Origin of the sequence: uncultured Amaricoccus sp. (genome assembly GCF_937891315.1) — a bacterium.
Lineage (GTDB): Bacteria > Pseudomonadota > Alphaproteobacteria > Rhodobacterales > Rhodobacteraceae > Amaricoccus.
In genome coordinates this window covers 25,323-36,020 of record NZ_CALAGI010000127.1, presented here as the reverse complement: position 1 = coordinate 36,020, position 10,698 = coordinate 25,323, and the positions used below count along the sequence as shown (strand labels likewise).

Genomic DNA, 10,698 nt, shown 5'->3' with positions numbered 1-10,698 from the left:
GTCCCCGTCGTCCACCGTCTTGAGGATCAGCTCCTTCATGTCGTAGGGCTTGTTGGGGTTGTCGGGCACCAGCGTGTCCAGGCTCAGGTCCATGCGGTCGGCCGGGTCGTTGCTGGGGCGCACCGGCGCCTTCTCGCGGTTGTTGAGCGGCAGGTAGTTGTACAGGCGGCGCAGCATCAGCAGCGCCTCTACGTCGTTTTCAAATGCCAGGTCGGCCACACCGCTGCGGCTGGTGTGCGTGGTGGCGCCGCCCAATTCCTCGGCCGTCACTTCCTCGTGCGTCACGGTCTTCACCACCTCGGGGCCGGTGACGAACATGTACGAGCTGTCCTTCACCATGAAGATGAAGTCGGTCATCGCCGGGCTGTAGACCGCGCCGCCGGCGCAGGGCCCCATGATGACGCTGATCTGCGGAATGACGCCGCTCGCCATGATGTTGCGCTGGAACACGTCGGCGTAGCCGGCGAGCGAGGCGACGCCCTCCTGAATGCGCGCGCCGCCGGAATCGTTCAGCCCGATCACCGGCGCGCCGTTCTGCACCGCCATATCCATGATCTTGCAGATCTTCTGCGCATGGGTTTCGCTCAGTGACCCGCCGAACACGGTGAAGTCCTGGCTGAAGACATAGACCAGGCGACCGTTGATCGTGCCCCAGCCGGTGACGACCCCGTCGCCCGGATAGTGCTGGTTCTCCATGCCGAAATCGGTCGAGCGATGCGCGACGAACATGTCGAACTCCTCGAAGCTGCCCTCGTCCAGCAGAACCTCGATCCGCTCGCGCGCCGTCAGCTTGCCCTTGGCATGCTGCGCCTTGATGCGCGCCAGCCCGCCCCCGAGCCGCGCCTCCGAGCGCCGATCTTCGAGCTGTTCGAGAATTGCCTTCACCGGACTCTCCTCCGCGTATCGTTCGATTTGGCGAAAGCTGTGCCAGATGCGGCGACCCCGAACAAGCGTTGTTCGGTGGATTTGCAAATCCTATTGCAAAGCCAGATTGCGAATTGCAAACTTGCAAAGCCATGGCCCGGACTCGCAAGCTCTATGTCGGTGCGAAACTGCGCGAAATCCGCGTTCGGCTCAACCTGACTCAGGCGGAATACGCTGCGAAACTGGGGGTTTCCCTCTCCTACCTCAACCAGATGGAGAACAACCATCGCCCGGTCTCGGCGCGCGTGATCCTGAGCCTCGCGCAGGAATTCGGCATCAACGTCGCGGAGATCGCCGCCGGCTCGACCGAGCGTCTCGTCGCCGATTTGCGCGAGGCGCTGGCCGATCCGGTATTCGGGCCGGACGCCACGCCGCTCGGCGATGTCCAGCTCGTGGCTTCGAACGCACCGAATCTGGCGCGCGCCTTTCTCACCCTGCACCGGGCGCATCTTCAGACCAACGAACGGCTGGCGCAGCTGAACGAGGTGCTCGGCCGCGAGGACAGTCCGCTGAGCCCCCTGCCGTGGGAGGAGGTGCGGGACTTCTTCCACTATTGCGACAATTATTTCGACGCCATCGACCGCGCCGCCGAATATTTCGCCAGCCAGCTCGGCGGCGGCGACCGGCTGGCCGCGCTGGCGGAATGGCTCCGCGCGCGCCACGGCGTGACTCTCGTCCTGGATCCGGCGGCCCCGCTGCGCCGCTACGATCCCGAGGCCCGACGGCTCGTCCTCGCCGCGCACGCGGCACCGGCGACGCAGGCGTTTCAGATCCTGCACCAGATCGGCCTGCTCGAATATGACGATCTGCTCGAGGCGACGCTCGACCTCGCCCGGTTCCGCGCCGAGGCGTCGCGGGCGATCTGCAAGACCGGCCTCGCCAACTATTTCGCCGGCGCGGCGCTGATGCCCTATGGGCGCTTCCTCGAACGCGCCGAGGCGCTGCGCCATGACATGGAGGCGCTGGCCCAGACCTTCGACGCCTCGATCGAGCAGGTCGGCCAGCGGCTCTCGAGCCTGCAACGGATCGGGGCCAAGGGCGTGCCGTTCTATTTCGTCCGGGTCGACCAGGCCGGCACCATCACCAAGCGCCATTCGGCCACGCGGTTGCAGTTCACCCGTTTCGGCGGCGCCTGCCCGCTGTGGAACGTGCACCAGGCCTTCGAGACGCCGGGCCGGTTCCTGCGCCAACTCGCCGAGACGCCCGACGGCGCGCGATACATAAGCCTCGCCCGCGACGTCTCGAAGCCGGGCGGCAGCTTCCGGGCGCCGGTTCGACGCTATGCGATCGGTCTCGGCTGCGAGATCACGCACGCGGCGCAGATCATCTATGCCGACGATCTCGACATTCGCAACGACGCCTCCTATCAGCCGATCGGCATTTCCTGCCGCATCTGCGAGCGCCGCGCCTGTCACCAGCGCGCCGTCCCGCCGCTGGAGCGCCGGCTCTCGGTCGATCCCAACGAGCGCGGCCTGCTCCCCTACGCCATATTGTGATGACTTTCGCGTTGGGCCCGCTCTCATCCGTCCCGAATCTTCCCTTCACGATCGCGACCGTTTGCGACGGCCAAGCCGGACATCCTCGCCACGACTGAACGCTCCGGAGAAATCTGGCCCTCTTCGCGACCTGCCCGCGCGCGCTCCGGGTGCGCGGGCGCGAGGCGCAATCCCGCCGCGGCGCCATTGTCACGCCCGCCGACCCTTGGCATAGTCGCCGCATCACTGGATCGGAGAAGCCGGATGTCCGACATGCCCCCCGCGGAAACCCGGCGGATCGACGCTTGGCGACCCACGTTCGACGCGATCATCGGCGGCGTGATGCTGCTGCTCGCCTTTGGTGGTGTCGCCCTCTCGGATGTCTCGCAGGGCTCGCAGATCTACTGGTCCGGACTTGCGATCGTCTTCGGCTTGCTCTGCGTCGCGCTCGACTGGATCCACGAACCGCGCGGAACCGCCTGGGCCGGCCCGACGCTTCGCACCGCGCTGCACTGGCTTGGCGTGCTGGCGGCGCTGGAACTCGTCTTCATCTTCATCAGCGCGGGAAGGCTGACGAACGCGGATACCGGACTTTTCAACGGCGTCGTGCTGGCGCTCGGCACCTATACCTGCGGGGTCTATGCCAACTGGCGGCTGATGATCATCGGCGTCGCACTCGGCCTCGGCACGGCGGCCGTCGCCTATGTCGAACAGTATCTCTGGATACTGTTCCTGCTGGCACTGCTGGCACTGGCCGGCATCTTCTTCTTCACCCGCTGGCGGAGCCGCCGCGCGGCGTAGGACGGGGCCAGGCGCGCGCGCCCGGCCCCTCTGTCGTCAGAACGAGTAGGTCGCGCCGATCAGAAGATCGAGCGTGTGGTACTTGGCCTTGAAGTCGACGTCGTCGTTTTCCAGCGTCTGGTTGTTGATGCCGAAGAACCGCGCTTCGGTATTCAGCGTCAGGTTCGGCGACAGCTGATATCCGACACCGCCGATCAGCTGGTAGGCCAGCTGATAGTCGCTGTCGACGTCCGCCGTCACCCCCAGGTTTTCGACGGCGAGATCCGCGATACCGAGACCGGCGCCGAGGTAGGGCACCACCTGCTGCGTCGCGCCGACCGGCGAGAACTTGTAGATGCCGTTCACCATCCAGGCGTTCGACTCCGTGGTGGCGGAGACGCCGCCCGAGTTCTTCACGTCCGCGTCGGCGTTGCGGTACACATACTCGAGTTCCACCGCGACGTTCGGCCGGATGTTGTAGCCGCCGGCGATGCCGAGCAGATAGCCCGTGTCATAGTCGAGCCCGCTGTCGATACTGCCGCCGCCGTTCTTGCCGTTCAGCTGAAAATCCTGGCTGCTCGGCCAGGTCGCACCGCCGAAGCCCTTCACATAGAAGGAGCCGTCACCAAATCCCTGGGCACTCGCAGCCCCGGCGAGCACGGCGAGCGTGGACGCGAGAGCGATGGTCGTGATCGCCTTGGTCATGTTCCTATCCCCCAGTCATTCCGAATGGCGCGATAGTAACCCTTTCGCCGCGACTTTCCAGTAAGCGAACCGCGATCACTCCCGATTCCGACGCCGAGGCGACAAGGCGGCGGGGAGGCGCTTAGCCCCGAAAGGCGGTAACCTCGATCTCGACCTTCATCTCCGGGCGGATCAAGGCGCAGATCACGGTGGAATTCGCGGGTCGCGTGTCACCGAGCGCGGCGCGCAGCGCCGGTCCTATCGCCGGATGGTCGGCCGGATCGGTCAGGTAGATCACCGTCCGCGCGATGTCCGTCATCGCAAATCCGGCCTCCGCCAGCGCGCGGCCGATCGTGGCGAGCGCGTTCGCGGCCTGTGTCCCCACGTCCGCCGGCATGGACATCGTGGCGTAGTCATAGCCCGTCGTACCGGCGACGAAACACCAGTCCCCCTGTGTCACGGCGCGGCTGTAGGCAAATTCGGTCTCGAAGGGTGAGCCGGTCGAAATCAGGCGGCGCATGGTCTGTCCTTCCTTATCACTGGCGACGGGCGAAGCGCGGGCTTCGTCGCCCGTCCCGTCGCGCCAGTCAACGGCCGGCATGCGGCACTTTTCGCCAGTTGCCGCGCGCCGCCAACGGGATATTCTCGGCCTTCCGCGCTTGCCCGCGGGAGCCGAGGCGCGGCGGAGCGCCGGAGCCGAGGGGGCGAGCGGAAACCTAATCTCCGTGGGGTGGAAATGCAGACATCGAAACTCGTCACGCTGATCCTCGTCCTTGGCGCTGCTCCCGCCGCGAGCGCCTGGGCTCAGGACGCGGACATCGCCGCCAAGGGCGAGAAGATCTTCAAGCGCTGCGCCGCCTGTCACATGGTCGGCGAGGGCGCGGAGAACCGCGTCGGCCCGGAGATGAACGGCCTCAACGGCCGGGTCGCGGGCACCCTGCCCGACTTCAAATATTCCGACGCGATGGTCGAGGCCGGCAAGGGAGGACTGGTCTGGAACGACGAAACCCTGTTCCAGTACCTCGAAAACCCCAAGAAGCTGGTTCCCGGCACCAAGATGGCCTTCGCCGGCCTCAAGTCCGAGGACGACCGGCACGCGGTCATCGCCTATATCGACGCGCACGGCGGCAAGGAATAGACGCGGGGAAACGGCGGCGGGCGCCAAAAGCGCCCGCCCGCGCGCTCAGCCGCCACGCTTGCCGAACAGAACCTTCTGCGCGTCGCGGTCGACCGCGTAGTCCGCGCGCTGGTCCTCGGCGAGTGCGAAGCCCAATTTGACCGCTGGACGCTCCCAGATCCGGTCGAGCCAGGCGGCCATGTTCGGAAACTGCGTGATGTCCTGTCGCTGGCCCTCCCAGCCACGCGCCCACGGCCAGATCGCCATGTCGGCGATCGAATAGTCGCCCGCCACATAGTCGCGATCGGCGAGCCGCCGGTTCAGCACGCCATAGAGCCGCGCGACCTCGTTCCGGTAACGCTCCTTGGCGTAGGGCAGATCGTTCGGCGGATCCATGCTCGGCGCGTAGTTCAGGAAATGGTGCGCCTGCCCCGCCATCGGCCCGACGCCCCCCATCTGCCACATCAGCCATTGCTCGATCTCGACCCGCTGGCGCTCGGTCGCACCATAGAACTTGCCGGTCTTGCGCGCGAGATATTGCAGGATCGCCGCCGATTCGAAGATCGCGATCGGCAGGCCGTCCGGTCCGTCGGGATCGACGATCGCGGGCATCCGGTTGTTCGGCGCGATGCGGAGGAAGGCGGGATCGAACTGTTCGCCCTTGCCGATGTTCACGAGATGGAGCTCGAACGGCAGGTCCATCTCGTAGAGCGCGATGGAGATCTTCCGCCCGTTCGGCGTCGGCCAGTAGTAGAGTTCGATGGGCTTGGTCATGCTCTTTCCTGAACGAACTGGTTTCGGCCGATAGTGGCCCGAAAGGCTCGCCGATCAAGCCCAATCGGATCGGCCCCATTGATCCACACCGTGACCTCCGCGCGGGGGGTTGAACCGGTGGCCATGGAGCAGCGCCACGATCGGCGCCCACGCGGGCAGTCGGATCAGGGGGGCAGCGCGGCGCCGCGGCGAGGTCCGGCTCGCCCTCGACCGAACGCGGACTGTCGCGTGACGCACTGACGCCGAGGATGGTCATGGGCACCCTTTTCAGCTGGTTTCGAAAGCCCTTGCCGCGCGTGCGTTGGTCCGCCATGGCACTTCGGTGAAGGCCGTGTGACAGCCTTGACCGCGCCGCGTGGCATTGACCGGCGGCGCCGGCTTCGCTAAGCCGCGCGAGCCCCGGTCGGCAGCCTTCGCGCGGGGCGGCGGGAGTTTCAGAGATGAGCGAAGATTGGCGGCCAAGGACGCGGCTCGTGCACGCGGGAACGCGCCGCAGCCACTATGGCGAGACCTCCGAGGCGATCTTCCTGACGCAGGGCTTCGTCTATCCCGACGCGGCGACCGCCGAGGCGCGGTTCATCGCGTCCGGCGAGGACGAGTTCATCTATGCCCGCTACGGCAATCCGACCACGCGGATGTTCGAGGACCGGATCGCCGCGCTCGAAGGCGCCGAGGCGGCCTTCGCCACCGCTTCCGGCATGGCGGCGGTACATGGCGCGCTCTTCTGCCAGCTGCAGGCCGGCGACCACGTCGTCTCGGCGCGCGCGCTCTTCGGCAGCTGTCTCTATATCATCGAGACGCTGCTGCCGCGGTTCGGCGTCGAGGTGACCTTGGTCGATGGCACCGACCTCGACCAGTGGCGGGCAGCGGCGCGGCCCGACACGCGGCTCTTCTTCCTCGAAGCGCTGTCGAACCCGACTCTGGAGGTCATCGACATCGCCGGCGTCGCCGAGATCGCGCATGGGGTCGGCGCCGAGCTCGTGGTCGACAACGTCTTCGCGACGCCGATCCTGCAGCGCAGCCTCGCGCTCGGCGCCGACGTGGTTATCTATTCGGCGACCAAGCATATCGACGGCCAGGGCCGCTGCCTCGGCGGCGTGGTGCTCGGCCGGCAGGACTTCGTGCGCGGTCCGCTCGAAGGCTTCATGAAACATACCGGCGGCGCGATCAGCCCGTTCAACGCGTGGGTTCTGCTGAAGGGGATGGAGACGCTCGACCTGCGCTGCAGGGCGCAGGCCGCGACCGCCGAGAGGATCGCGACGGAATTTCCGGGAACGCCGGGCCTCGCGCGGCTCATCTATCCCGGCCTGCCCGACCATCCGCAGCACGCGCTCGCCGCGCGCCAGATGGAGACGGGCGGCACCATGCTCGCCCTCGAGATCGAGGGCGGCAAGGCGGGCGCCTTCCGCTTCCTCGACGCGCTCAGGATCATCGCGATCTCGAATAATCTCGGGGATGCGAAGAGCCTCGTCACCCACCCCGCCACGACGACGCACCAGCGGCTGTCGGCCGAACAGCGCGCGGCGCTCGGCATTGGCGACGGCATGGTGCGGCTCTCGGTCGGGCTCGAGGATCCGGACGATCTGGTCGGCGATATCCGGCAGGCGCTCGCGGCGGTTTGACGCGAGCGGCGAAGGACCGCGTCCGTGGTCCTTTCCTTTTGCCGCGAACTTGCCATCTATTGGGTCCGGCACCAACGCTCCGAGGAGAAGGCGCGATGAACATGATCCGTCCGAGAGCGACGCTGGACGGCACTGCCCCCTCCGAAGACGCGCGCCCGAGCGAGGATGAGGCGCGGGCGGCCGCGCGGGTCCTGCTCGCCTGGGCCGGCGGCGAGGACGGCGAGGCCAATGTCGAGGCGCTGCTGCGCGGCGAGGCGACGGCGCCGACCCGCGCCTACGCCGTCGATTTCGTGCCCGACGCGGCCTATCTCGCTTCGTTGCCCGATCTGCAGAACGGTCCGGCGAGCCTGATCAAGGGGGCGAAGACCGAGATCCAGCATGTCGGCATCTCGAACTTCCGCCTGCCGATCCGTTTCCGCGCCCGCGCCGGCGGCGAGTTGCAACTTGAAACCTCGGTGACCGGCTCGGTCTCGCTCGAAGCGAACCGCAAGGGCATCAACATGAGCCGGATCATGCGGTCCTTCTACAAGCACGCGGAGAGCGCATTCTCCTTCGAGGTGATCGGCGCGGTGCTCGACTCCTATCTCCATGACCTCGACAGCTACGACGCGCGCATCCAGATGCGGCTCAGCTATCCGATGCTGCGCTCCTCGCTGCGCAGCGGGCTCGAAGGCTATCAATATTACGACGTGGCGCTCGAAATGCTCAAGTCGGCCGAGGCGACCCGGCGGATCCTGCATCTCGACTATGTCTATTCCTCGACCTGCCCTTGCTCGCTGGAGCTCAGCGAGCATGCCCGCCGTCACCGGGGCCGGATCGCGACCGCGCATTCCCAGCGTTCGGTGGCGCGGGTCTCGGTGGAGCTGGTCGGAGAGGATGTGCTCTGGTTCGAGGACGTGGTCGATCTCTGCAACGCCGCGATACCGACCGAGACCCAGGTGATGGTCAAGCGCGAGGACGAGCAGGCCTTCGCCGAACTGAACGGCTCCAACCCGATCTTCGTCGAGGACGCGGTGCGCCTGCTCTGCGACACCCTGGAGCGGGATCCGCGGGTCGGCGACTTCCGGGTGGTGGCGAGCCATCAGGAATCGCTGCATTCCCATGACGCGGTCTCGATCCTGACCAAGGGCGAGACCTTCCGCCAGACGAGCTACGACCCGCGGCTGTTCGACAGCCTCTATCACGTCGGCTGACGTCTCCGGCGCAACGTTCATTTTCGCCGATCCGACGCCGATTTCGTCCGCGGCCGCGCCTTGCCGACCTGCCAGTGGCAGGTCGCGGCGGTCGCGCGCCCGGAGGAAGCCTCCGGAGGGCGCCAGGGGCGGAGATTTCTCCGAAGCGTGCGATCCTGAGGGGCATGCCCGGCTTGACCGCTGAAAACGGTCATGCCCCCGGCAGGGCATGACCGTCACGCGCGCCCCATTCGGGGAGGGCCAAACACGTCGCGCGCCTCCGGGGCCGGGATTGTTCCCCGCGCCCGCGGCGTGTATGGCGACGCCATGAGCCTCAACCCGCCCGACCTGCGCCCGGACCGCGCCCCGAGCCCGCGCCTCGACGCCGAGGCGCGCCCGGGACAACCGCGCATCGGCATGGTCAGCCTCGGCTGCCCCAAGGCGCTGGTCGACAGCGAGCGCATCCTCACCCGCCTGCGCGCCGAGGGTTATGCCATCTCGCCCGACTATGCCGGCGCGGACGCGGTGATCGTCAATACCTGCGGCTTTCTCGACAGCGCCAAGGTCGAGAGCCTCGAGGCGATCGGCGAGGCGCTGACCGAGAACGGCCGCGTGATCGTCACCGGCTGCCTCGGCGCGGACGAGGGCTATGTCCGCGGCGCGCATCCGAGCGTGCTCGCCGTCACCGGGCCGCACCAGTACGAACAGGTGCTCGACGCGGTGCATGGCGCGGTACCGCCGGCGCCGGATCCCTTCATCGATCTGTTGCCGGCCTCCGCCGTCCACCTGACCCCGCGCCACTACAGTTACCTCAAGATTTCAGAGGGCTGTAACCACAAGTGCAAGTTTTGCGTGATCCCGGACATGCGCGGCCGCCTCGTTTCGCGTCCGGCGCACGCGGTGCTGCGCGAGGCCGAACGGCTGGTCGCCGCCGGGGTGCGGGAGCTGCTGGTGATCAGCCAGGACACCTCCGCCTATGGCATCGACCGCAAGCATGACAGCACGGACTGGCACGGCCGCCCGGCGCGGAGCCATATCACCGACCTCGCGCGCGAGCTGGGGACGCTCGGCGCCTGGGTGCGGCTGCACTATGTCTATCCCTATCCGCATGTGCGCGAGCTGATCCCGCTGATGGCCGAGGGGCTGATCCTGCCCTATCTCGACATCCCGTTTCAGCATTCCCATCCCGACGTGCTGCGCCGCATGGCCCGCCCGGCCGCCAGCGCGCGGACGCTCGACGAAATCGCCCGCTGGCGCGCGGATTGCCCGGGGATCACGCTGCGCTCGACCTTCATCGTCGGCTATCCCGGCGAGACCGAGGCCGAGTTCCAGCATCTGCTCGACTGGCTGGACGAGGCGCGGCTCGACCGGGTCGGCTGCTTCCAGTACGAGAACGTGGCCGGCGCGCGGGCCAACGCCCTGCCCGACCATGTGCCGGCCGAGGTGAAGCAGGATCGCTGGAACCGCTTCATGGAACGGTCGCAGGCGATCAGCGCGGCGAAGCTGGAAGCCAAGGTCGGCCAGCGGCTTCGCGTCATCGTCGACGCGGTCGACGCCGAGGCGGCCACCTGCCGCACCGAGGCCGACGCGCCGGAGATCGACGGCGAGCTCTTCATCGACGAGGATTTCGAGGGGCTCGCTCCGGGCGACATCCTGACCGTGGAGGTCGAGGAAGCCGCCGACTACGATCTCTGGGCCCGCCGCGTCTGAGGCGCGCGATCCTCTTGGCAACGCGCTCCGCCCGCGCCATGTCTTTGGTCAGGGAACGGAGGGGATCATGGACAATCTACCGGCATCGGTGGCGGTGCATGTGATTGGTCGGGTGCAGGGTGTGGGATTTCGCGCCTGGATGGCGGCGGAAGCCCGAGGGCTCGGCCTCAGCGGCTGGGCCGCGAATGATCCCGACGGATCGGTCCGCGCCGTGCTGACCGGGCGCGAAGAGGCGGTCACCCTCATGCTCGACCGCCTGCGCGTCGGGCCACCCGCCGCCCGCGTCGACCGGGTCCTGACCGAACCCGCCGACCCCGACGACAGCCCCTCCGATTTCCGTGTGACACTCTGATCGAGCCGGGAGCGGAAGCCGATCCGGCAGAGCCGGCTCGTCCACTCCAGAGTCTGGACACAACGCAATATCTTGACCGCGAGACGAT

Annotated in this window: 11 protein-coding genes; 7 read left to right on the top strand and 4 right to left on the bottom strand. The window is 67.3% G+C overall.

Features of this window, described 5'->3' with window-relative positions; translation table 11 throughout:
* The coding region (locus tag Q0480_RS11985; protein WP_299133235.1) for a carboxyl transferase domain-containing protein at positions 1–885 on the bottom strand (885 nt) is incomplete at its 3' end.
* 131 nt (positions 886–1,016) lie between these two features.
* On the opposite strand from Q0480_RS11985, the gene Q0480_RS11980 reads away from it, so the two are divergent.
* Positions 1,017–2,420, top strand: a complete 1,404-nt coding sequence (locus tag Q0480_RS11980; RefSeq protein WP_299133233.1) for a short-chain fatty acyl-CoA regulator family protein — start codon at positions 1,017–1,019, stop codon at positions 2,418–2,420.
* 243 nt (positions 2,421–2,663) lie between these two features.
* Positions 2,664–3,200: a hypothetical protein gene (locus tag Q0480_RS11975; protein ID WP_299133232.1), complete on the top strand. Its 537-nt coding sequence runs from the start codon at positions 2,664–2,666 to the stop codon at positions 3,198–3,200.
* Positions 3,201–3,236: 36 nt separating this feature from the next.
* Here Q0480_RS11975 and Q0480_RS11970 read toward each other — a convergent pair whose 3' ends face one another.
* Both Q0480_RS11970 and Q0480_RS11965 read right to left on the bottom strand, forming a co-directional pair.
* Complete coding sequence (locus tag Q0480_RS11970; RefSeq protein ID WP_299133231.1) at positions 3,237–3,884, bottom strand: OmpW family outer membrane protein; 648 nt, start codon at positions 3,882–3,884, stop codon at positions 3,237–3,239.
* A gap of 121 nt (positions 3,885–4,005) precedes the next feature.
* Positions 4,006–4,383 carry a RidA family protein gene (locus tag Q0480_RS11965; protein ID WP_299133229.1) on the bottom strand — a complete coding sequence of 126 codons (378 nt, stop codon included), beginning with the start codon at positions 4,381–4,383 and terminating at the stop codon, positions 4,006–4,008.
* Between the two features lie 216 nt (positions 4,384–4,599).
* Between Q0480_RS11965 and Q0480_RS11960 the strand changes: the two genes are divergently transcribed.
* Entirely contained in the window at positions 4,600–5,001 is a 402-nt protein-coding gene (locus Q0480_RS11960) for a cytochrome c family protein (RefSeq protein WP_299133227.1), read from the top strand.
* Positions 5,002–5,046: 45 nt separating this feature from the next.
* Here Q0480_RS11960 and Q0480_RS11955 read toward each other — a convergent pair whose 3' ends face one another.
* Positions 5,047–5,754 carry a glutathione S-transferase N-terminal domain-containing protein gene (locus tag Q0480_RS11955; protein WP_299133225.1) on the bottom strand — a complete coding sequence of 236 codons (708 nt, stop codon included), beginning with the start codon at positions 5,752–5,754 and terminating at the stop codon, positions 5,047–5,049.
* Positions 5,755–6,194: 440 nt separating this feature from the next.
* Between Q0480_RS11955 and metZ the strand changes: the two genes are divergently transcribed.
* From metZ to Q0480_RS11935, 4 genes are all read left to right on the top strand, one after another.
* Complete coding sequence (metZ, locus tag Q0480_RS11950; RefSeq protein WP_299133223.1) at positions 6,195–7,376, top strand: O-succinylhomoserine sulfhydrylase; 1,182 nt, start codon at positions 6,195–6,197, stop codon at positions 7,374–7,376.
* A 95-nt stretch (positions 7,377–7,471) separates the two neighbouring features.
* Complete coding sequence (folE2, locus tag Q0480_RS11945) at positions 7,472–8,569, top strand: GTP cyclohydrolase FolE2 (RefSeq protein WP_299133220.1); 1,098 nt, start codon at positions 7,472–7,474, stop codon at positions 8,567–8,569.
* A 306-nt stretch (positions 8,570–8,875) separates the two neighbouring features.
* Positions 8,876–10,258, top strand: coding sequence for a 30S ribosomal protein S12 methylthiotransferase RimO (gene rimO / locus Q0480_RS11940; RefSeq protein ID WP_299133218.1), 1,383 nt, complete (start codon positions 8,876–8,878; stop codon positions 10,256–10,258).
* 67 nt (positions 10,259–10,325) lie between these two features.
* Positions 10,326–10,610: an acylphosphatase gene (locus tag Q0480_RS11935; protein ID WP_299133215.1), complete on the top strand. Its 285-nt coding sequence runs from the start codon at positions 10,326–10,328 to the stop codon at positions 10,608–10,610.
* The last annotated feature ends 88 nt before the right edge of the window (positions 10,611–10,698 follow it).

Bases quoted from the DNA above. Each gene is read 5' to 3' on its own strand.
- folE2 (WP_299133220.1), top strand. From the start codon at position 7,472: ATGAACATGATCCGTCCGAGAGCGACGCTGGACGGCACTGCCCCCTCC.
- Q0480_RS11970 (WP_299133231.1), bottom strand. From the start codon at position 3,884: ATGACCAAGGCGATCACGACCATCGCTCTCGCGTCCACGCTCGCCGTG.
- Q0480_RS11975 (WP_299133232.1), top strand. From the start codon at position 2,664: ATGTCCGACATGCCCCCCGCGGAAACCCGGCGGATCGACGCTTGGCGA.
- Q0480_RS11980 (WP_299133233.1), top strand. From the start codon at position 1,017: ATGGCCCGGACTCGCAAGCTCTATGTCGGTGCGAAACTGCGCGAAATC.
- Q0480_RS11960 (WP_299133227.1), top strand. From the start codon at position 4,600: ATGCAGACATCGAAACTCGTCACGCTGATCCTCGTCCTTGGCGCTGCT.
- metZ (WP_299133223.1), top strand. From the start codon at position 6,195: ATGAGCGAAGATTGGCGGCCAAGGACGCGGCTCGTGCACGCGGGAACG.
- Q0480_RS11965 (WP_299133229.1), bottom strand. From the start codon at position 4,383: ATGCGCCGCCTGATTTCGACCGGCTCACCCTTCGAGACCGAATTTGCC.
- Q0480_RS11955 (WP_299133225.1), bottom strand. From the start codon at position 5,754: ATGACCAAGCCCATCGAACTCTACTACTGGCCGACGCCGAACGGGCGG.
- Q0480_RS11935 (WP_299133215.1), top strand. From the start codon at position 10,326: ATGGACAATCTACCGGCATCGGTGGCGGTGCATGTGATTGGTCGGGTG.
- rimO (WP_299133218.1), top strand. From the start codon at position 8,876: ATGAGCCTCAACCCGCCCGACCTGCGCCCGGACCGCGCCCCGAGCCCG.